This window comes from Pantoea sp. PvP021 (genome assembly GCF_054056055.1).
This window is the reverse complement of sequence record NZ_JBSRXX010000011.1, coordinates 137,536-159,358: the sequence shown is the minus strand read 5'-3', so window position 1 is coordinate 159,358 and position 21,823 is coordinate 137,536. Positions and strand designations below refer to the sequence as shown.

The following is a 21,823-nucleotide window of genomic DNA, read 5'->3' as shown; positions in this document are numbered from 1 at the left end:
AGACTCCTTAGCAACTAAATTCCAGCGCGGCCTGGCGGGTCAGCGACCAGCTGATGCGCTGTCCCGCCTGCCAGATTTCGCGGGCATGACGCTCGACCTGAATGGGGTTATCCAGCCCGATATCGATCAGTAAGCGCTGCGAGGCGCCAAGAAATGTACTGCCCACCACCACACCGCGCTGGGCATAGCGGGTGTCGTCGGCCAGCAGCACATCTTCCGGGCGGCAAAAACGCTGGGGATGACCGTCGGGATCGTGCGCAATGCAGTTTATGGCGCCCACAAAATCCGCCACAAAGCGGCAGGCAGGGCGCTGATAAATTCCCTGCGGAGTATCGAGCTGCACCAGACGGCCCTGCTCCATCACCGCGATGCGATCGCCCAGCGCCATCGCTTCCTGCTGATCGTGGGTGACGTAAACCGCGGTGATCGCCAGCCGCTTGAGCAGCGCGCCGATCTCCAGCCGCAGCCGATCGCGCAGCCTGGCGTCAAGCGCCGCCAGCGGCTCATCGAACAACAGAACTTTAGGCCGGGCGGCCAGCGCACGTGCCAGCGCCACCCGCTGCTTCTGCCCGCCGGACAATTTATCAATCGCCCGGTGGGACAGATGTGTCAGGTCAACAAGTGCCAGCATCTCCGCGACCCGCGCGTCACGCTCGGCACGTGGCACGCCCTGCACCTTCAGCCCATAGGCGACGTTCTGCGCCACGTTGAGCGTCGGGAACAGCGCGTAGTTCTGAAACACCATGCCAACGTTGCGTTTCTCAATGGGCAGCGCGGTGACGTTACGCTTGTCAAACCAGATCTCTCCCGGGGGATCGCTGCTTTCCAGGCCGCTGATAATACGCAGCAGCGTGGTTTTGCCACAGCCTGACGGCCCCAGCAATACCAGTGTTTCACCGGCGTGAACCTGCAGGTCGAGCGGATGCAGCGCGACCTGCTGATTAAAGCGACGCGAGCAGTGGCGCAGCGTCACGTTGACGGCCTCATTCATACGGTTTCCTCTCTCTGCTGCCGCGAAGATTGCCGTTCCAGCCAGTGATTACAGGCGTTGAGCAACAGCAGCAGCGGTAAAATCATCATAATAAAGATCAGGGTATAGGCGGACCCGACTTCCAGCCGCATCGAGGTGTAGCTGTCGGCCAGACCGACCGGCAGGGTTTTGGTCAGTGGCGTGTGCAGCATCCAGGTAATGTTGAACTCCCCCACCGACAGGGTGATCACCATAAATGCGCCCGCCAGAATGCCGTTGCGGCAGTTCGGGACGACCACGGTAAAGAAGCGGCGCCAGAAGCCTGCCCCCAGGCTGGCGGCAGCTTCTTCAAGGCGCGGCAGATCAATCGCCTGCATCACCGACAGCACCGGTCGGATCATAAAGGGCAAGGTAAAGAGCACATGGCCGATCAGGATGAAGAGCCAGCTGTCGCGCAACGCGCTGAACTGACCATAAAGCAGAATGATGCCCAGTGCGGTGGCCAGGCCCGGCAATGCGACTGGCAGCATCAGGCACTCCTCAATGCGGCTGGCCCAGCGTGACGGTGATTTCAGTAAGCCCCAGGCGGCTGGCACGCCAGCAATAACCGTCACCGCCAGACAACTCACAGCGATCAGCAGCGACAGCCAGAAGGTGTCGGCATACATCTGCCACACCTGTTCCACCCACTTCAGCGTCAGGCCGCTGCGCAGGCCAGTGAAATAGTTCTGCGTGACGCCCGCCAGCATCGAGAGCACAACCGGCACAATCATAAACAGCGCGGTGAGGCTGGTGATCACCACCTGCAGCCAGAACAGCCCCCGGCGTTTCATGCCTTCTCCTTACGGCGGGCAACCAGTCCGTTCGCCAGCATCAGCGCCAGCCAGGCCACCGCCCCCATCACCACCGAAAGTGCCGCTGCGGTGGCAAAGTTGGCGTAATTAGTGAACTCACCATAAATGGTCAGCGGCAGCACCGCGAGCTCTGTGCCAAGGGTAAATGCGGTGCCAAAGGCGCCCATGCTGGTGGCGAAACAGAGCGCGCCGCAGGAGAGCAGCGCCGGTTTCAGCCCAGGAATGATGACGTCAATGATGATGCGCCACTGGCTGGCACCCAGCGATCGGGCGGCCTCTTCCAGCGAACGGTCCAGCTTTTCACTGGCCGCCACCAGCGTCACGATGGCGCGCGGCAGCGAAAAATAGAGATAGCCAATAAATAAGCCGCTGAGCGAATAAGCAAGGATCCAGCGCTCATGAAACAGGCTGAGACTGAGTTGCGCCAGAACACCCTGACGCCCCGCCAGCATGACCATCAGAAATCCCACCACCACGCCCGGAAAGGCCAGCGGAAAGGTCAGCAGCGCCAGCAGCGTGCCTCGCCCGGTAAAGCGCTGCCGTGCCAGAAAGCAGCCCACCACCGCAGCAATCAGCAGCGTCACCAGCGTGACCGCTGCCGAGAGCAGCACGGTATTCAGCAGGCTTTGCAGATATTGCGGCTGGCTGATTACCGTCCAGTAGCCGCTGTGGTGAGTCGTGCGATCTTCCGTCATACCGATCTGCAACAGACGAGCAAACGGCAACAGCCAGAAGGCAGCAAAGAACAGCAGCGCAGGCAGCAGCATCCACGGCCAGTTTGCCCCCAGCGGCCGAAGGCGGTGGCGAACTGAGTCGCCAGCAGCAAACGGATTGATCTCTGAGAGTGACATCAGCGGATCTCGCTCAGGTAACGGGCGGAGAAGCTCTTCTGCGCATCGGCCATCTGCTGATAATCAACCGTGTGAGCGCGCGCATAGTCGCTGTCAGGCAGAAAATATTTCTTCGCTTCGGGTGACATCGCGCCCGCCCGGACCGGACGCAGCCAGGCATTAGCCCAGATCGCCTGACCGGCATCTGACAGCACGAAATCGATCACTTTCTTACCGTTGGCCGGATGCGGCGCATTTTTCACCAGGCTGATGACGTAAGGCACCGTGACCGTCCCCTCGCTGGGGATCACAAATTCCACATTGGCGTGATCTTTGTAGCGGGCGCGATAGGCGTTGAAGTCGTAGTCGATCAGAATCGGGATTTCGCCTGAAATCAGCCGGGCATAGGCGGTCTGCTTAGGCACAATCGGCTGGTTGCGTTGCAGCGCTTTGAACCAGTTGATAGCCGGGGTGAAGTCATGCAGGCTGCCGCCTTTCGCCTGATTCACCGCGACGGCTGCAACGTAGCCCACAAAGGCGCTGGCCGGATCAAGATAACCCACCATGCCTTTATATTCCGGCTTCAGCAGATCATCCCAGGAACGCGGCACCGGCGCGCCACCCAGCGCATCAACGTTGACCATAAAACCCATGGTACCGGAGTGCAGCGCCACCCACTTGCCAGCAGGATCTTTCATGCCTGCCGGGATCTGATCCCAGTTTGCCGGTTTGTAAGCGCTGACCACGTCTGCACTGACTGCCTGAATGCCGAAGCTGACGCCGTAATAGACCACGTCGGCGACCGGATTGCTTTTCTCGGCAACCAGCTGCGCCAGCGCCTGACCCGAATTTTTATTGTCCTGCGGCACATGAATGCCCGTCGTTTTTTCGATCGCCTGGAGCTGTGTCGCCCAGTCGGCCCACTCTGGCGGGCAGTTGTAGCAGATAGCATTTTCAGCCGCCTGCGCCCACGATGAGGCAAGCGTGCATCCAGCCAGCAGCGCAGCGCTGGCGATAGGTTTGAAGTTAACGGTGAGTGACATGATGTTCCCCTGAAAAAGAGCCATGAAATGCCGGGGCGACACTCTCCCCGAGACGTAAATGATGTGCCAGCAGATGGGTTTTACCGCCGACGGGATTCAGAAGCAGGTCAATGGCGCGCGCGCCCATTAGCGCAATCGGCTGCACCACACTGGCCAGTGAAGGTGAAAGCTGTTCGCCCAGCTCAATGCCATCGAAGCCGATCACGGAGAGCTGATTCGGAACGCTGACGCCGGCACGCGCAGCGGCGCCCAGCAGGCTGATAGCCAGCAGATCGTTACTGCAAATCACCGCCGTCAGCGGCGAAGGTGAATTAATCAGCGGCAGCAACGGATGGAAATCGGACTGGATATGGCTGGGCATCTCAATCATCGCCTGCGGCGTCAGACCGGCCTGCTGCATGGCATCGCAGTAGCCGAGATAGCGCAGACGGGCGCGGTCAGATTGCTGCATAGGGCCCGCAGCCATCACGATGTGGCGGTGGCCCAGTGACACCAGATGGGCGGTCGCTTCGGCAATGGCTTTGCGGTTATCTACGCACAGCGCGGGCCATTCGTGCTGTTGCGGTACGTTGTGGGTCAGCACGAAGGGCATCTTCGCCGCCGCCAGTGTCGGCAGCAGCGCACTGCTGTCGGCATCTGCCACCGTCAGTACCAGACCGGCGACACGCTGGTGCAGCATATGTTCGACAATGGCCGCTTCCCGCTCAGCCTGATAATCACTGGTTGCTACCAGCAGCCCATATCCCGCCAGACGAGCCTGCTGCTCCATCGCCTGTAACTGCATGGCAAAAACCGGATTGAGCAGTGAAGGCAACAGGACGCCAAGCGTGGTGGAGTGCTGGGTGCGGAGCTGACGGGCAATATGATTCGGGCGGAAACCGATCTGTTCCGAGGCGGCAAGCACCTTTTGCAGCGTGCCCGGTTTTAGCAGATGAGGATCAGAAAAGGCGCGCGCAGCGGTTGCGCGGGAGACCCCTGCCAGTCTGGCTACGCTGATTAAATCGGTCATGACTGCCTCGTGTATTGTCGATGAGATCGATCTCATTGCGACAACACTAGCGGCGTTCTATGACAGGGGCATCACAGCAATTTGACGGGCAGGTGACAGCGGCAGTGACGCCGCTGTGGGGGAATTAAAGCATCAGGAAGGCGTAACCGCTGTTTTCCAGGGTCGCAACGGTGGTGCCGCTGGAGATGGTGTGAGTGACCATCGGGTCGATCCAGTTGCGCTCAAGCTGATGAAACGCCACTGACTGATCGCAGATAGTGACCTGAACGCCCGCTTTTTTCAGCTCGCTGATCAGCTTCAGGTTCGGGTTATCGACGCCGTAGGCTTTGCTGAACTGGTCATTATTCAGCGCTGATGAAACCGCGTCGCCGTTAATTGACACCACAAATTTCAGCTGGTCGAGTGGCACACCCGCCGCATAATAGAGGTTGGTGACGCGCGCTACGCGCTCCAGACCGAGATTCGGCTTACGAATATCCCCTTCACTGCGGTTGATCTGGAATACTATTTTATTACTCAGGCCCGCTGTCGTGCCGGGTTTAAATGCAGGCGTATCGACATAATGTATTTTGCCGTAGCCTTCAATCGCTGGCGTACTCCAGAAATCAGCAGGTTCGGATTTATTATCCGCCATTTTTCCGCTGACCTTATCGAATAATTCCGGCAACTGTAAAACATTGCCTCCGATAAATCCCGCTACGGCTGCCATCACCACTAAAGCTGCTGGACGCATTAACTCTTCTCCCGATCGTTTAAAACATCAATTACATTGCCAGCCACGCGTATCCCTGGTTTTGCAGGGTTGATACTGTGGTCGGACTGGAAAGTGCATGGACTACAGATTTATCAATCCAGTTATTGGGATAGTGATGGAATGCCACGGACTGATCGCAGACCGAGACTTTCACTCCCGCCTGATTCAGCTCATTAATCAGCTTCAGGTTTGGATTTTCGATGCCATAAAACTTTTTAAAATGGGCGTTATCCAGCATGGCGGGCGTCGCGTCGCCGGTGACCGAAACGACAAACTTCAGCTGATCGGCCGGAATGCCGGAGGCAATATATAAATTCACCACGCGCGCCACACGCTCCAGTCCCAGATTGGGCGCGGTCATCGCGCCATCGCTTCGGGTAATCTGGAAAACAATTTTATTGCTCAGGCCCGCCACCGGTTTAAACGCGGCGTCGGGCTCATAATGAATTTTGCCGTAACCTTCAATCGCCGGGGTACTCCAGAATCCCGGGGCTTCCTGTGGCTCGGTTGCAAAATGGCGTGTCACTTTGTCATAAATCTCGCCACTCTGAGTGACAGCCGCGCCAACGACTCCGCCCATAATGGCGATTAACGCGTATGAAACAACTGAACGCATAACACTTCTCTCCGGCAAATAATGTCTGGCAGATTCAGGACTGAATCAGGTCGGCTATCTATATCACAGCGCAGGCATAATTCTCGCCTGCGTAAATTCAGGTCAGCGCGCGGCTGATAACCGCTGAAATTATTCACCTTCCGTATTAATCGAAAAGTTTCATTATGAGTAAAAAAAGGTCTTAACCAGAATGGACCTGACTCTTTGTGCTCTTTTCCCTTCCTGTGACATTAACAGGAATAAATAACAGCCAGGCGTAGCTGGAATAAGCAGGATAACGGCGAGAGCTACGATTTAATTTATCAATGGCAAAGAGGAGATTTACGGCTCAGAGAGGGCTATTTTTTCAGAGTAGACCTGGAAAAACTCATGCCATAGTCAGTTTTTTTGAGTGAATTTACATAACTTTAAAAAAATCCGCTCACAGGCTAAATCTGCGCGGCAGCAGATTCTGCTTTATTCTGCAGAAGCGCATTAGGAATAAATGAATAAGGCGTTACTTAAACGCTCACAAACCCGCCGATACTCCGCCGGGTTTTATTCGTTTAACCGCGGTTTAAGTTGTCAGGATGTTCAGTTTTTTTCGTCAAAATGGGCGATCTTGCACAAATTACGTTGGTCGTTTGCCAGAAAACGACATTTCATTCTTTTGATGCTCTGGTTAAGATAGTCAAGAACCGTCGTTATCTGCGAAAAATGGAACATTCCCGCTGCGCACCTGTCCATTTTCAGGGCCTCTCTACAGGATTAAGGCATGTTGAACCAGTTAAAGAAAACGCTGATCGCCGCGCTCCTTCCGACGCTCATTTTCACTACTCTGTCACCTGCTTATGCCGATGTCAGTGATTCACTTCCCGATATTGGCACTACGGCCGGTTCGACGCTGTCGATTAATCAGGAACTGCAGATGGGCGACTTTTATGTGCGCCAGCTGCGTGCCAGTGCGCCGCTGATCAATGATCCGCTGCTTAATCAGTATATTAATCAGCTGGGTCAGCGACTGGTGTCGCACGCCGACTCAGTGAAAACCCCGTTCCACTTCTTTCTGATTCAGAACGATGAGCTCAACGCCTTTGCCTTTTTTGGTGGCAACGTGGTGCTGCACTCAGCGCTGTTTCGCTATACCGAAAATGAAAGCCAGCTGGCGTCAGTAATGGCGCATGAGATCTCACACGTTACCCAGCGCCATCTGGCGCGCGCAATGGAAGATCAGAAGCGCAATGCGCCACTGACATGGGTCGGTGCGCTGGGCTCTATTCTGCTGGCGATGGCCAATCCGCAGGCGGGCATGGCAGCACTGACCGGCACCCTGGCGGGAACTCAGCAGGGAATTATCAGTTTTACCCAGGGTAATGAGCAGGAAGCTGACCGCATCGGAATTCAGGTACTGCAGCGCGCCGGGTTTGATCCCCAGGCGATGCCGAACTTTTTACAGAAGCTGGCCGATCAGAGCCGCTTCTCCTCGAAGCCTCCTGAAATTCTGCTGACGCATCCCCTGCCCGACAGCCGTCTGGCGGATGCCCGCAACCGCGCTAACCAGATGCGGCCGGTGGTGGTGCAATCTACAGAAGATTTCTATCTGGCAAAGGTGCGTTCACTGGGCATGTACTCCACCGGGCGTAATCAGCTCACCGACGAACTGCTGAGCCAGTATGCCAGCGGCAATTCTCGTGAGCAGCTGGCGTCACAATATGGCAAAGCCATACAGTTTTTGCAGGCGAAAAGCTTTGCCGATGCGAAGCGGATTATGACGCCGCTGCTGGCGAAGCAGCCGAATAACGTCTGGTTCCTGGATCTTATGTCAGACATCGATATCGGCCTGAATCAGCCACAACAGGCGATCGCCCTGCTCAGCGCCGCCACCAGTGCAAAAAACAGCCCGGTGGTGCAGCTCAACCTGGCCAATGCCTACGTTGAAGCGAAACAGTATGCCAATGCCAGCCGCATTCTGAATCGCTACACCTGGGCTAATAAAGATGATCCCAACGGCTGGGATTTGCTGGCCCAGGCGTCTGCACAGCAGGGACTGAATGATGAAGAGTTATCGGCGCGGGCAGAGAGTCTGGCGCTGAATGGCCAGCTCGATCAGGCGATCACCGCGCTTGGCAGCGCCAGCGCACAGGTGCCGCTCGGCAGCCTGAAACAGGCGCGCTACGATGCCCGTATCGATCAGCTGCGCCAGTTACAACAGCGCTTTAAGCAATATCAGAAAGGCTGAGCATTCACCCTGCGAATAAAGGAGAGTCTGAGATGGTGACGATTTACCACAACCCGCGCTGCAGCAAGAGCCGCGAGACGCTGGCACTGCTGAACGCCCGCGGGATAGAGCCGGAAGTGGTGCTCTATCTGCAAACGCCGCCCGATAGCGAGACGCTGCAAATCCTGTTACAGAAACTGGGAATGCAGAGTGCACAGCAGTTGATGCGGACTAAAGAGGCGATCTATAGCGAACTGGCACTCAGCGACAAAAGCGAAAGTGCACTGCTGGATGCGCTGGTGGAACATCCGGTGCTGATTGAAAGGCCGATAGTGATCAATGGCGACAAGGCGCGGATCGGACGTCCGCCCGAAGCGGTGCTCGACCTGTTTTAAAGGCCGAGTGTCTCTTTCACAAACGGAATGGTGAGTTTACGCTGGGCGCTGATCGAGGCGCGATCAAGCCGATCCAGCGTATCAAACAGGGTGCGCATTTCACGATCCAGTCGCTTCAGCAGGAAGCGCCCCACATCTTCCGGCAGCTCAAATCCGCGTAACCCGGCGCGCAGTTGCAGCGCCTGTAATTTATCTTCGTCGGAGAGAGGCTGCAGGCGATAGATCTGCCCCCAGTCCAGCCGCGAGGCGAGATCGGGCAGTTGCAGATTAAGCTGGCGTGGTGGACGATCGCCGGTAATAAACAGGCGCGTATTGCCGGTTTCCAGAATACGGTTATAGAGATCGAAGATCGCCATTTCCCATTCAGGCTCGCCTGCAATGCACTCGATGTTATCGATGCAGACCAGTGACAGCTGCTCCATCCCTTCCAGTACTTCCGGTACAAACCAGGTGCGTTTATCCAGCGGAACGTAACCGACCGCTTCGCTGCGCGCTGACATCTCGGCGCACGCGGCGTGCAGCAAATGGCTCCGCCCTCCGCCTTCGCGTGACCAGAAGTAGAGATAGCTGCCATGTTGTTGGTTGAGAGCGCCTTTCAGCGCGGCAATCAGCGACGGGTTTTCCCCCGGCCAGAAGCTGGAGAAGGTTTCATCGTCAGGTAAATAGAGTGGCAATGACAATTGTGCCGGCGTGTTCAGAAGCACCTCAGCAAGAGAACAAGCAAAAAATCGGGGGAAGTCTAACACAGTTTTCAGAAAGAGATGAATGGGGCGTCCCTGCCCCGATCCTGTCAGGCTTGCTGCGATCACGGCTCGCGCGATTCTTCAGCCTCCAGTACCACTTCTTCCGGACGCAGCAGTGAGATCACACGGAAGATCAGCGCTAATCCAACCCCTACGATTGTCGCCAGCGCCATGCCTTTCAGCTCCGCAGCACCGATATGCACCTTCGCACCGCTGACGCCGATGATCAGGATCACCGAGGTCAGGATCAGATTTTGCGCTTTGTTGTAATCGACTTTGGACTCGATCAACACCCGAATACCGGATGCGCCGATCACGCCATACAGCAGCAGCGACACGCCGCCCATTACCGGTACCGGGATCGCCTGGATCACCGCCGCCAGTTTGCCGACACAGGAGAGCAGGATCGCCAGAATCGCCGCGCCGCCAATCACCCAGGTACTGTAGACGCGGGTAATTGCCATCACACCGATGTTTTCGCCGTAGGTGGTGTTAGGCGTTGAACCAAAGAAGCCGGAGATGACCGTTGATAAGCCGTTGGCGAACATCGAACGATGCAGGCCAGGGTCGCGAATCAGATCTTTCTTTACGATGTTGGCGGTGACCACCAGATGACCGATATGCTCGGCAATCACCACCAGCGCCGCAGGCAGGATCGTCAGCATCGCCACCCACTCAAAGCGCGGGGTATAGAAAGTTGGCAGCGCAAACCAGGGTGCTTTGACCACGCCGCTCCAGTCAACGATGCCCATAAATGCAGAGAGCAGATAACCCGCCACCACCCCGACCAGAATCGGGATGATCGCCAGGAAACCACGAAACAGCACGGAACCGAATACCGTCACTGCCAGCGTGACCAGCGAAATCAGCACGGTTGTACTGTCGGGCGCACTGCCTTCCGCGGGCAGCAAACCCGCCATATTAGCGGCTACCCCTGCCAGCTCCAGACCGATGACGGCGACAATCGCGCCCATCGCCGCCGGGGGAAACATCACATCGAGCCAGCCGGTGCCCGCGCGTTTGACAATCAGCGCCACCAGACAGAACAGCACGCCGCACAGGATAAATCCGCCCAGCGCGACCTCATAACCCAGCGGCAGCAATAGCAGTACTGGCGAGATAAAGGCAAAACTGGAACCGAGGTAAGCGGGAATTTTGCCTTTACAGATAAAGAGGTAGATCAGCGTGCCTACGCCGTTGAATAACAGCACCGTCGCCGGGTTGATGTGGAACAGAATCGGTACCAGTACCGTGGCACCAAACATGGCGAACAGGTGTTGCAGGCTGAGTGGAATGGTTTGCAGTAACGGCGGTCGTTCACTGACGCCAATGGCGCGACGAGTCATCATTTATCCCCTTGTGTTATTTATCCCCCAGGGCGCGCGGCTCTGGCACAGCAGCAGGCACGCCGGTGAGCCTCGCAGCCACACCGAACCCGTTCGGGGATCTTTTTTTTGCCAAAAAAAAGCCGACTCTCTGGTCGGCTATGCGATTTATTTGGTTCCGAAAATCTTGTCCCCGGCATCGCCGAGCCCGGGAATGATGTAACCCTTCTCATTCAGTCCCTGATCCACTGACGCGGTGTAAAGCTCAACGTCAGGATGCGCTTTCTCCAGCGCGGCAATCCCTTCTGGTGCGGCAACCAGTACCAGCACTTTAATGCTGGTGCAGCCCGCTTTCTTCAGCAGGTCGATGGTGGCGATCATGGAACCGCCAGTCGCCAGCATAGGATCGACAACCAGCGCCAGGCGCTCTTCGATGTTAGAGACCAGCTTCTGGAAATAGGGAACCGGCTCCAGTGTCTCTTCATCACGGTAAACACCCACCACGCTGATACGGGCGCTGGGAACGTGCTCCAGCACCCCTTCCATCATGCCCAGGCCGGCACGCAGAATCGGCACCACCGTGATTTTTTTGCCTTTGATCTGATCGATCTCTACCGGGCCATTCCAGCCCTCAATGGTTACGCGCTCTGTTTCCAGATCGGCGGTCGCTTCGTAGGTCAGCAGGCTGCCCACTTCAGACGCCAGCTCGCGAAAACGCTTTGTACTGATATCATGCTCACGCATCAAGCCCAGTTTATGTTTGACCAGCGGGTGTCTGACTTCCACGATCTTCATTGGTGTTCTCCCGGAATGAGTTGAGCTAAAAAAAATCGCGGGATTATACCGCCTTTTACGCTCCGCGCCACCTGCTCTTGCGCAAAGCCGCGGGTTTTACCGGGACAAATAGAGGATTAATGAAAATCGCCCGATGCGCAATCCCGGACTCGCAAACGTTTGCCTGCACTGATAGAATTGCCGCGCTTTATTTTAAACCACCAACCGCAACTCGCGTGGGGACCTCGCAGTGACCGACAAAACCTCTCTCAGTTACAAAGACGCCGGTGTTGATATTGATGCTGGTAACGCTCTGGTTGACCGTATTAAAGGCGTAGTGAAAAAGACGCGTCGCCCGGAAGTGATGGGTGGACTGGGCGGTTTTGGTGCGCTTTGCGCGCTGCCGCAGAAATACCGTGAACCGGTGCTGGTCTCCGGCACCGATGGCGTTGGCACCAAGCTGCGTCTGGCGATGGATCTCAAACGTCACGATGCCATTGGTGTTGACCTGGTGGCGATGTGCGTCAACGACCTGGTGGTACAGGGCGCCGAGCCCCTCTTCTTCCTCGACTACTACGCTACCGGCAAACTGGATGTGGATACCGCCTCTGCGGTGATCACCGGCATCGCCGAAGGTTGTCTGCAGTCGGGTTGTGCGCTGGTGGGCGGTGAAACCGCTGAGATGCCAGGCATGTATCACGGCGAAGATTACGATGTGGCCGGTTTCTGTGTTGGCGTGGTGGAAAAGTCAGAGATCATTGATGGCAGCAAGGTGCAGGATGGCGACGTACTTATCGCTCTCGGCTCCAGTGGCCCGCACTCCAACGGCTATTCGCTGGTGCGTAAGATTCTGGAAGTCAGCAACACCGATCCGCTGGCTGAACAGCTGGAAGGCAAACCGCTGGCCGATCATCTGCTGGAACCGACCCGCATCTACGTGAAAAATATCCTGAGCCTGATTGAGCAGGTCGATGTGCACGCTATCGCACACCTGACCGGCGGCGGCTTCTGGGAGAATATTCCGCGCGTGCTGCCCGACAACACTCAGGCCGTCATCGACGAGAAGAGCTGGCAATGGCCGGCCGTCTTCAGCTGGTTACAGCAGGCAGGCAACGTCAGCCGTTTCGAGATGTACCGTACCTTTAACTGCGGCGTCGGCATGATCATCGCCCTGAGTCCGGCAGACGCGGACAACGCGATTGCGCTGATGCAGGCTGCGGGCGAGAAAGCCTGGAAGCTTGGCGTGATTAAAGCGTCTGATGCCGAAGAGCGTGTGGTCATCAACGGATGAAAAAGCTGGTTGTACTGATTTCCGGCAACGGAAGTAACCTTCAGTCCATCCTTGACGCCTGTGCAAGCGGGCGGATTCACGGCAGCGTGGCTGCCGTATTCAGCAACCGCGCCGCCGCTTATGGCCTGACGCGGGCGCAGGAGGCAGGTATTCCTGCCCACTCGCTTGCCGCCAGCGACTTCACTGACCGCGAAGCCTTCGATCGCCAGCTCATCGCTGAAATCGAAGCCTACAGTCCAGACCTGATTGTGCTGGCAGGATATATGCGCATTCTCAGCAGCGCGTTCGTAGCCCATTTTCACGATCGCCTGCTGAATATCCACCCTTCCCTGTTGCCGAAATATCCGGGTCTGCATACGCATCGTCAGGCGCTGGAAAATGGCGATAGCGAACATGGCACCTCCGTGCATTTCGTCACTGATGAGCTGGATGGGGGTCCGGTGATCCTGCAGGCAAAAGTCCCGGTTTTTCCCGGCGACAGCGAAGCGGAGATTACGGAGCGGGTGCAGCATCAGGAGCATGCCATCTATCCGATGGTAATCGGCTGGTTTGTTGAGGGTCGTCTGGCGATGCGTGACGGCCAAGCCTGGCTGGATGGCGAACCGCTGCCGCCGCAGGGTTATGCTAACGACTGACGCGACAGGGGAAGCCGGGGCTTCCCCTGAAGTGCTGGCGGTCGGGGTAAAGGCTCAGGGAACCTTTGAGCCGTCTGACATAACAACCTGCTCTGCTCCCGTTACTGACTTAACCGTAGCGCCCCGTAATATAATCTTCGGTCCGTCGCTGTTTTGGCGCGGTAAAGATACGGTCAGTCTCATCAAACTCCACTAACGCGCCCTGATGCATAAACGCGGTGTAATCTGACACGCGAGAAGCCTGCTGCATGTTGTGCGTCACCAGCACCAGCGTGAAATGCTGCTTGAGCGTGGTCATCAACTCTTCAATCACCAGCGTGGAGATGGGATCGAGCGCGGAGGTCGGCTCATCCAGCAGCAGAACTTCCGGTTCAATCGCAATGGCGCGGGCAATCACCAGCCGCTGCTGCTGTCCGGTCGAGAGCGTCAGCGCATTCTGTGACAGCTGATCTTTGACCTCACTCCACAGCGCCGCCGCGCGCAGCGCACGTTCACAGGCTTCGTTCAGCACCCGCCGATCGCGTACACCCTGTAAACGCAGCCCGTAGACCACATTTTCATAGATCGATTTTGGAAAAGGATTGGGGCGCTGAAACACCATGCCGACCCGACGACGCAGCGCCGAGAGATCCTGCTCAGGGCGCAGGATCGGCTGCGATCCCAGCAACACCTCACCCTCGACCCGGCAATGATCAATCACATCATTCATGCGATTAAAGCAACGCAGCAGCGTCGATTTGCCACAGCCGGATGGGCCAATCAGCGCGGTAATCTTGTTTTTCGGCACCTGCAGCGAAATAGCCTGCAGCGCCTGGCGCTCGCCATACCACAGCGACAGCTGGTTAACGGTCAGCGCGATATCCGTGTCGGACGTCATAGTCATAGCCTGTTATTGAGTCATAAGGCGATAGCGTTCACGCAGACGGTGACGCAGGCCCATCGCCAGCAGATTAAGCGACAGAATAATCAGCACCAGCAGCAACGCAGTAGCGAACACCAGCGGCCGGTCAGCTTCAATATTCGGACTCTGAAACGCCAGATCGTAAATCTGGAAGCCCAGATGCATAAACTTGCGATCCAGATGCAGATAAGGAAACACCGCGTCGACGGGCAGTTCCGGCACCATTTTTACCACGCCAACCAGCATCAGCGGCGCGGTTTCACCGGCGGCACGCGCCACCGCCAGAATCAGGCCGGTCAGCATGGCAGGCACCGCCATCGGCAGCACCACGTTCCACAGGGTTTCCGCCTGAGTCGCGCCCAGCGCCAGCGACCCCTGCCGCAGGCTGTTGGGAATGCGGGATAGTCCCTCTTCGGTCGCCACAATCACCACCGGCAGCGTTAGTAACGCCAGAGTCAGCGACGCCCACAGCAAACCAGGTGTCCCGAAGGTGGGATTGGGCAGCGCGCTGGCGAAGAAGAGCTGGTCTATCGTGCCGCCCACCAGCCAGACAAAGAAGCCCAGACCAAATACGCCATAGACGATTGAAGGAACGCCTGCCAGATTGACCACCGCGATGCGCACCAGTCTGGTCAGCGCATTGCGTCCGGCATATTCATGCAGCCAGATGGCGGCGATGACACCCAGCGGCATCACGACCACCGACATCAGCAGCACCATCAGCACGGTGCCAAAGATCGCCGGGAACGCCCCGGATTCACTCTCGCCTTCAGCGGGTGAATCACTGACGAAACGCCACAGCTGATGCAGAAAATGCAGCGTTTTGCCGGTCAGCGTCATCGCGTTCGGCTTCCAGCTGTCAACGATTTCGGTCAGCGGGATCGCATGTTCGGTGCCATGCACATCCCGCAGGATTAACAGATCGCGCTGACTCTGCTGTTGCAGCGAAGCCAGTGTCTCGCTCAGCTGATTAAACCGGCGCTGCAAAGCGGCCTGATTGGCCTGATATTCTGACTCGGCCTGCAAATCAAAGCGCCCGGCAGCACGGTTTGTGGCCGCCTGCTCATCAAGCTGCTCACGCTGGCTGTTGAGGCGCGCCATATCGACCCGGCGAATCTGATTAGCCTGCCGCGCCAGCATCTGCACCTGTCCGAGCCGCTGATGCAGCAGTGCATCGGGATCCTGCGCAGTCAGCTCTTCATTATCCTCACGCAGGCCGACAAACCAGCCGTATGCCTGACCGTGGCTGCGGCGCTGCAGCACCATGATGTCCGCTGGCTGGCTGACCTGCGCCGCCGTGCGACTGTAAACCACCCGGAAATCGGGTGCGTCCCAGTCACGGTTACCGGTTTTAATCAGATAGCGATTAACCTGTCCGCCGCTGTTGCCCTGCTCATCTGCCGGGGCCGGAAAGCGCCACTGATGTTCCAGGGTTTCACCCAGCAGGCGCGTATTGCCCCCTTCAGGCTGGCTAAACGTGTAGAGATCGACGCGCTGCGGCCAGAAAGCGCGCACGCCCTGCCAGGCCAGTAACCCAATCAGCAGCGTAAAGGCCAGCAGGCAGACGGCTACGGCACCGGCGGTTAGCCAGCGCCAGCGATCATTTTGTTGCATCGCTTTCATGCCTGCTCCTCGTGCTGGCTGTAGCGCTGGCGCAGCCGCTGACGGATCAGCTCGGCAACCGTGTTGATCACCAGCGTAAACAGCAGCAGCATCAGGGCGCTAAGAAACAGCACGCGATAATGGGCACTCCCCGCCGCCGCTTCCGGCATCTCAATGGCGATATTGGCGGACAGCGCGCGCAGGCCGCTGAACAGGCCACCTTCACTTTGCGGCGTGTTGCCGGTCGCCATCAGCAAAATCATGGTTTCTCCTACGGCACGCCCCAGACCAATCATCAGGGCGGCAAAAATACCGGCGGAAGCACCCGGCAGCACAACGCGGGTCAGGGTTTGCCACGGCGTCGCGCCAAGTGCCAGCGAGCCCTGCCCTAACGCTGCGGGCACGCTGAACAGCGCATCCTCAGAGAGGGTAAAGATCAGCGGTACCAGCGCAAAGCCCATCGCCAGCGCGGCTACCAGCAGATTGCGCTGTTCGTAATGCGGCAGCCAGTCGCCCGCATCCGGTATCAACAGCGTGGGCAGCCACAGCGTCAGCAGCGTGACCAGCAGTAACAGCGGCAGCAAAATCAGCACTTCACGACCCGGCTGACGCCAGCGCGGCGGTAAACGCGCGCTGAATACGCCGCACAGCAGCAGCGTGCCCGCCAGCGTCAGCGGCAGCAGCAGCACACCCACCAGCGCCTGACCAATATGCGGCGCGAGCCAGATCCCGGCAATCAGCCCCACCACTACGCTCGGCAGCGCGCCCATCATTTCGATTGCCGGTTTAACCCAGCGTCGCAGGCCTGGCGCCATAAACCAGGCGGTGTACATCGCCGCCGCCAGCGCCAGCGGTGTGGCAAACAGCAGCGCTAAACTCGCCGCTTTCAGCGTACCCATCACCATCGGCATCAGGCTGAACTTGGCCTGATAACTGTCACCCGCCGCGGTCGATTGCCAGATCCAGTCCGGTCCGGGGTAATTTTCATACCAGATTTTTTGCCAGAAATTGCGCCAGGTGACGTCCGGCCACGGATTATCAAGCCGCAGGGTCTGCCAGCTTCCCGCCCGTTCAATCAGCAGGCTGTCGCCACGTGGCGAAAACTGCGCCTGCACAATGCCAGGTTCCAGCTGACGCTGCAGTATCGGGCCATCCTGCTTGCTGGCAAACAGCCGCAGCATCCCCTGTTTACTGAGCGTCGCAAACACGCGGCGTTGTGATTCCGTCACCAGAATGGTCTCACCGTCGCTGTTGGCAAAAGTACGAATGCGCTGCAGGCGCGGCCCCTGTTCGCTGGCGATAGCAAACCACTGCGTGACGCCGCTGCCATCCTGGATCAGCAGGCTTGTGCCGCCCACCAGCAGATGCAGACTTTTTGGCCGCTGCGGCAGGGCGTGCGTTTCGCGCAATAGTGCACGGTCATCGTCAAGTTGCCAGACCCGCAGCAGATTGCCTTCGGTGGTGTAGAGCAGATCGCCGGACGGCGAGAGCGCCAGCAGATCCAGCTGGCGTTGCGGCAGCGGGATAACCGAGGCCTGGCGATCGGTGCCAAGCGTCAGCACCCGGAGTCCGGCCTCAGTGAGTGCGGCTATACGCCACTGACCCGCATGGCGCGTCGCCAGCGCCATCTTCGTCACTGCGCCATCGGGCAGATGAAACGGTTTGTCTCCCAGCGGAAAACGCCACTGCTGGTCGGCGGTTGGCTGAATCAGAGTCAGCGCACCCTGCATATTCAGCAGTAACGTCTGCTCATCGGCACTCCGCACTATCTCCCCGGGCGGCGGGGTCAGGGCCAGTGCCGGTTCCGCAGGCTGACCATCCAGCGGAATAAAACGCGCCGCACCGCGCTCGCTGATGCGCCAGCCGACCTTCCCCTGATTGCCAATCGCTAAGGCTGGCGCACGATCCCAGAGTTGCTGGCTGGCCGCAATCTGCAGGCCCGGCGCATTAAACAGCGGTAATACCACGCCAATCAGCCAGCAGAAGAGCAGCAGCATCAATAGCAGGATCGCCACGCCACAGCAGGTGACCAGTCGCCGTGTCAGACGGTCAACGGCACGACGCTTACGATCGCTGAATTGGACAGGAATGTGGTTTGCGCTCATGCGGTTCCGCTAGCAGGCCAAAATAAGCCGCTATGTTGCCCGTAGCCGATTGATAAGACAACTCCTGGCGTTGGACAACGCTGCCATACTCTCGCCATAATGTTGGTGGATACTGGATCTTCAGTCCTGCAACCGCTAAATGGAGTGAGAATGGGTCAGGTAAAGCTTTATATTGAAAAAGAATTAAGCTGGTTATCCTTTAATGAACGGGTTTTGCAGGAAGCAGCAGACAAAAGCAATCCACTGATTGAGCGGATGCGCTTTCTGGGTATCTACTCCAACAATCTCGACGAATTCTATAAAGTGCGTTTCGCCGACCTCAAACGCCGCATTCTGATTGGTGAAGAGCAGGGTTCCGCCAGTACACCACGCCATCTGTTTAAGAAAATTCAGCAGCGGGTAATGAAGTCCGATCAGGAGTTTGATGCGTTATATAACGATCTGCTGCTGGAGATGGCACGTAACCAGATCTTCCTGATCAACGAACGTCAGCTCTCATCCAATCAGCAGGCGTGGCTGCGCCACTACTTCAAGCACGAGCTGCGTCAGCATATCTCGCCGATTCTGATCACCCATGAAACGGATCTGACCGAATTCCTTAAAGATGACTACACCTATCTGGCGGTAGAGATCATTCGCGGTGACAATATTCAGTATGCGCTGCTGGAAATTCCGTCCGACAAAGTCCCGCGTTTCATCAATTTACCGGCTGAGCCACCGCGCCGCCGTAAGCCAATGATCCTGCTGGATAACATTCTGCGCTACTGCCTGGATGACATTTTTAAAGGTTTCTACGACTACGACGCGCTCAACGCCTATTCAATGAAAATGACGCGTGACGCCGAGTACGACCTGGTCACGGAGATGGAGTCGAGCCTGCTGGAGCTGATGTCCTCCAGCCTGAAGCAGCGACTGACGGCGGAACCGGTGCGTTTCGTCTATCAGCGCGATATGCCAGACACGATGGTGTCGCTGCTGTGCCACAAGCTTTCCATCTCAAACCTGGACTCCATCCTGCCAGGCGGCCGCTACCACAACTTCAAAGACTTTATCGGCTTCCCTAACGTCGGCAAAAATAACCTGGTGAACCGCCCGCTGCCGCAGATTCGCCACATCGGCTTTGATGGCTTCCGCAACGGCTTTGATGCGATTCGCAATCGCGACGTGCTGCTCTACTACCCGTACCACACCTTTGAGCATGTGCTGGAGCTGCTGCGCCAGGCGTCGTTCGACCCCAGCGTGCTGGCGATAAAAATCAACATCTACCGCGTTGCTAAACACTCCCGCATCATGGATGCGATGATCCATGCCGCCTACAACGGTAAAAAAGTCACGGTGGTGGTGGAGCTGCAGGCGCGCTTTGATGAAGAAGCGAATATTTACTGGGCGAAACGCCTGACTGAAGCGGGCGTGCATGTCATTTTCTCCGCACCAGGCCTGAAGATCCACGCCAAGCTGTTCCTGATTTCACGCCGCGAAGGCGAAGAGATTGTGCGCTACGCGCATATCGGTACCGGCAACTTTAACGAGAAAACCGCGCGTCTCTATACGGATTACTCGTTGCTGACCGCGGATGCGCGCATCACCAATGAAGTACGTCGGGTGTTCAACTTTATTGAGAATCCCTACCGGCCCGTGACGTTCGATCATCTGATGGTCTCGCCGCAGAACTCGCGCCGGATGCTGTATGAGCTAATCGACACCGAAATTGCTAATGCGCAGCAGAATAAGCCCTGCGGCATTACTCTGAAAATCAACAATCTGGTGGACAAAGGTCTGGTTGATCGGCTTTATACAGCCTCCAGCGTAGGGGTGAAGGTTAATCTTCTGGTGCGCGGAATGTGCTCATTAATCCCTGACTTGCCCGGGATCAGTGAAAATATTCGTGTCATCAGTATTGTTGACCGTTATCTGGAACACGATCGCGTCTATATTTTTGAGAATGGCGGCGATAAGAAGGTGTTCCTCTCCTCCGCTGACTGGATGACACGTAACATTGATTACCGTATCGAAGTGGCAGTGGCGATTCTCGATCCCCACATCCGGCAGCGCATACTCGACATTATTGCTATTCAGTTGAGTGATACGGTGAAAGCCCGCATCGTCGATAAAGAGTTGAGTAACCATTACGTCCAGCGCGGCAATCGTCGTAAAGTGCGATCGCAGCTGGCCATTTATGATTACATCAAGAAACTGGAACAACCTGAATAAATCCTATGCCAATTTCTCATAAAAGTACGCCAAAACCCCAGGAGTTTGCGGCGATTGACCTGGGCTCGAACAGTTTCCATATGGTGATTGCGCGGGTTGTCGATGGTGCGATGCAGGTACTGGGCCGCCTTAAGCAGCGCGTCCATCTGGCTGACGGGCTGGATGCCCGGCACAACCTCAGCGAGGAAGCGATGGAGCGGGGGTTAGCCTGCCTGGCCCTGTTCGCCGAGCGCCTGCAGGGGTTCAGTCCGAGCAACGTGACGATTGTCGGTACCCACACGCTGCGCGAGGCGGTCAACGCCGAAACCTTCCTGCAACGTGCGGCCGAGGTGATCCCCTATCCGATCGAGGTGATTTCGGGCCATGAAGAGGCTCGCCTGATCTTTATGGGCGTTGAACATACCCAGCCGGAGAAAGGCCGCAAGCTGGTGATCGATATCGGCGGCGGATCAACCGAGCTGGTCATTGGTGAGGATTTTGAACCGCAACTGGTTGAGAGCCGACGTATGGGTTGCGTCAGTTTCGCCCAGCTCTATTTCCCGAAAGGTGAAATCAGCCGTGAAAACTTCCGTCGCGCCCGTTTAGCGGCCGCACAGAAGCTGGAAACGCTGGCGTGGCAATATCGTCTGCATGGCTGGCAATATGCGCTGGGCGCGTCCGGCACCATCAAAGCCGCCTGCGAAGTGCTGCTGGCGATGGATGAAAAAGAGAAGCTGATTACGCCTGAGCGCCTCGAAAAGCTCTATGACGAGGTGATGAAACACAAATCCTTTGCTGCACTCAGCCTGCCGGGTCTGTCGGAAGAGCGTAAAGGTGTGTTTGTACCCGGGCTGGCGATTCTTTGCGGCGTATTTGATGCGCTGGCCATTCGCGAATTGCGCCTCTCCGACGGTGCGCTGCGTGAAGGCGTGCTCTATGAGATGGAGGGCCGTTTCCGCCATCAGGATATTCGCAGCCGTACGGCACAGAGTCTGGCGAACCATTACGCTATCGACAGCGATCAGGCACGACGCGTGCTCGACACCACCGAGCAGCTTTATCTGCAGTGGCGCGAGCAGAATCAGAAACTGGCGAATCCACAACTGGCCGCACTGCTGAAATGGGCGGCGATGCTGCACGAAGTGGGCCTGACCATCAATCACAGCGGCCTGCAACGCCATTCAGCCTATATTCTGCAAAACACCAACCTGCCGGGCTTCAATCAGGATCAGCAGATGCTGCTGGCGGCGCTGGTCAGATTCCATCGTAAAGCGATAAAGCTTGATGAGCTGCCGCGCGTGACGCTGTTCAAGAAAAAGCAGTTTGTGCCGCTGATCTTCCTGCTTCGCCTGGGTACCCTGTTGAATAATCAGCGACAGGCCACCACGCGTCCGGAGGCGTTAACCCTGAAATGCGATGATGGCCACTGGACGCTGACCTTCCCGGCGGGCTACTTCACGCAGAACAACCTGGTTCAGCTCGATCTTGAACGGGAGCAGGTTTACTGGAATGACGTTACGGGATGGAAACTGATCCTCGAAGAAGAAGCCTGACAACACGGGCGCCTGGCGCCCGTTTAACTGAAATGA

19 protein-coding genes are annotated in these 21,823 nt (G+C 57.2%); 6 read left to right on the top strand and 13 right to left on the bottom strand.

Going from position 1 to position 21,823, the window contains the following annotated elements; all coding sequences use genetic code 11:
* Positions 1–7: 7 nt before the first annotated feature.
* From ACVKSX_RS21620 to ACVKSX_RS21590, 7 genes are all read right to left on the bottom strand, one after another.
* Positions 8–991 carry an ABC transporter ATP-binding protein gene (locus ACVKSX_RS21620; protein WP_354439504.1) on the bottom strand — a complete coding sequence of 328 codons (984 nt, stop codon included), beginning with the start codon at positions 989–991 and terminating at the stop codon, positions 8–10.
* The gene (locus ACVKSX_RS21615) at positions 988–1,803 is read right to left on the bottom strand and encodes an ABC transporter permease (RefSeq protein ID WP_010671345.1); all 816 of its coding nucleotides are present in this window, start codon (positions 1,801–1,803) and stop codon (positions 988–990) included. Before ACVKSX_RS21615 ends, ACVKSX_RS21620 begins: the two co-directional genes overlap by 4 nt.
* On the bottom strand, positions 1,800–2,675 hold the full coding sequence (locus tag ACVKSX_RS21610) for an ABC transporter permease (protein WP_158131455.1): 876 nt from the start codon (positions 2,673–2,675) through the stop codon (positions 1,800–1,802). The genes ACVKSX_RS21615 and ACVKSX_RS21610 overlap by 4 nt, the downstream gene beginning before the upstream one ends.
* Positions 2,675–3,697: an ABC transporter substrate-binding protein gene (locus ACVKSX_RS21605; RefSeq protein ID WP_033769710.1), complete on the bottom strand. Its 1,023-nt coding sequence runs from the start codon at positions 3,695–3,697 to the stop codon at positions 2,675–2,677. The genes ACVKSX_RS21610 and ACVKSX_RS21605 overlap by 1 nt, the downstream gene beginning before the upstream one ends.
* On the bottom strand, positions 3,681–4,706 hold the full coding sequence (locus tag ACVKSX_RS21600) for a LacI family DNA-binding transcriptional regulator (RefSeq protein WP_159227058.1): 1,026 nt from the start codon (positions 4,704–4,706) through the stop codon (positions 3,681–3,683). Before ACVKSX_RS21600 ends, ACVKSX_RS21605 begins: the two co-directional genes overlap by 17 nt.
* A gap of 124 nt (positions 4,707–4,830) precedes the next feature.
* Positions 4,831–5,439, bottom strand: coding sequence for a DsrE family protein (locus ACVKSX_RS21595; RefSeq protein WP_010671341.1), 609 nt, complete (start codon positions 5,437–5,439; stop codon positions 4,831–4,833).
* 31 nt (positions 5,440–5,470) lie between these two features.
* A complete protein-coding gene (locus ACVKSX_RS21590) occupies positions 5,471–6,076 on the bottom strand; it encodes a DsrE family protein (RefSeq protein ID WP_010260044.1) in 606 nt (201 codons plus the stop codon).
* A 754-nt stretch (positions 6,077–6,830) separates the two neighbouring features.
* Between ACVKSX_RS21590 and bepA the strand changes: the two genes are divergently transcribed.
* Together bepA and arsC are read left to right on the top strand one after the other, a co-directional pair.
* The gene (bepA, locus tag ACVKSX_RS21585; protein ID WP_354439508.1) at positions 6,831–8,294 is read left to right on the top strand and encodes a beta-barrel assembly-enhancing protease; all 1,464 of its coding nucleotides are present in this window, start codon (positions 6,831–6,833) and stop codon (positions 8,292–8,294) included.
* A 32-nt stretch (positions 8,295–8,326) separates the two neighbouring features.
* Positions 8,327–8,668 carry an arsenate reductase (glutaredoxin) gene (arsC, locus tag ACVKSX_RS21580; protein ID WP_010260053.1) on the top strand — a complete coding sequence of 114 codons (342 nt, stop codon included), beginning with the start codon at positions 8,327–8,329 and terminating at the stop codon, positions 8,666–8,668.
* Here arsC and hda read toward each other — a convergent pair.
* The 3 genes from hda to upp form a co-directional block, all read right to left on the bottom strand.
* Positions 8,665–9,366 carry a DnaA inactivator Hda gene (gene hda, locus ACVKSX_RS21575; RefSeq protein WP_195719715.1) on the bottom strand — a complete coding sequence of 234 codons (702 nt, stop codon included), beginning with the start codon at positions 9,364–9,366 and terminating at the stop codon, positions 8,665–8,667. The two genes, arsC and hda, sit on opposite strands and share 4 nt — an antisense overlap.
* Before the next feature lie 107 nt (positions 9,367–9,473).
* A complete protein-coding gene (gene uraA, locus ACVKSX_RS21570; protein WP_010671338.1) occupies positions 9,474–10,757 on the bottom strand; it encodes a uracil permease in 1,284 nt (427 codons plus the stop codon).
* Between the two features lie 147 nt (positions 10,758–10,904).
* Complete coding sequence (gene upp, locus ACVKSX_RS21565; protein ID WP_009088774.1) at positions 10,905–11,531, bottom strand: uracil phosphoribosyltransferase; 627 nt, start codon at positions 11,529–11,531, stop codon at positions 10,905–10,907.
* A gap of 229 nt (positions 11,532–11,760) precedes the next feature.
* Here upp and purM point away from each other — a divergent pair, with 229 nt between their 5' ends.
* Together purM and purN are read left to right on the top strand one after the other, a co-directional pair.
* Positions 11,761–12,801 carry a phosphoribosylformylglycinamidine cyclo-ligase gene (gene purM, locus ACVKSX_RS21560; protein WP_010671337.1) on the top strand — a complete coding sequence of 347 codons (1,041 nt, stop codon included), beginning with the start codon at positions 11,761–11,763 and terminating at the stop codon, positions 12,799–12,801.
* A complete protein-coding gene (gene purN, locus ACVKSX_RS21555; RefSeq protein ID WP_010671336.1) occupies positions 12,798–13,436 on the top strand; it encodes a phosphoribosylglycinamide formyltransferase in 639 nt (212 codons plus the stop codon). The genes purM and purN overlap by 4 nt, the downstream gene beginning before the upstream one ends.
* 109 nt (positions 13,437–13,545) lie before the next feature.
* Here purN and pstB read toward each other — a convergent pair whose 3' ends face one another.
* From pstB to ACVKSX_RS21540, 3 genes are read right to left on the bottom strand one after another with little or no spacing between them, the layout of a single operon-like run.
* Positions 13,546–14,313 (bottom strand): phosphate ABC transporter ATP-binding protein PstB, encoded by a 768-nt coding sequence (pstB, locus tag ACVKSX_RS21550; RefSeq protein ID WP_010260068.1) that lies wholly within the window; start codon positions 14,311–14,313, stop codon positions 13,546–13,548.
* A gap of 12 nt (positions 14,314–14,325) precedes the next feature.
* Positions 14,326–15,960 carry a phosphate ABC transporter permease PstA gene (gene pstA, locus ACVKSX_RS21545; RefSeq protein WP_354439512.1) on the bottom strand — a complete coding sequence of 545 codons (1,635 nt, stop codon included), beginning with the start codon at positions 15,958–15,960 and terminating at the stop codon, positions 14,326–14,328.
* Complete coding sequence (locus ACVKSX_RS21540) at positions 15,957–18,044, bottom strand: ABC transporter permease subunit (RefSeq protein WP_307379043.1); 2,088 nt, start codon at positions 18,042–18,044, stop codon at positions 15,957–15,959. The genes pstA and ACVKSX_RS21540 overlap by 4 nt, the downstream gene beginning before the upstream one ends.
* A gap of 150 nt (positions 18,045–18,194) precedes the next feature.
* On the opposite strand from ACVKSX_RS21540, the gene ppk1 reads away from it, so the two are divergent.
* Together ppk1 and ppx are read left to right on the top strand one after the other, a co-directional pair.
* Complete coding sequence (gene ppk1 / locus ACVKSX_RS21535) at positions 18,195–20,255, top strand: polyphosphate kinase 1 (protein ID WP_010260075.1); 2,061 nt, start codon at positions 18,195–18,197, stop codon at positions 20,253–20,255.
* Between the two features lie 5 nt (positions 20,256–20,260).
* On the top strand, positions 20,261–21,787 hold the full coding sequence (gene ppx, locus ACVKSX_RS21530) for an exopolyphosphatase (protein ID WP_033769697.1): 1,527 nt from the start codon (positions 20,261–20,263) through the stop codon (positions 21,785–21,787).
* Positions 21,788–21,823 lie beyond the last annotated feature (36 nt).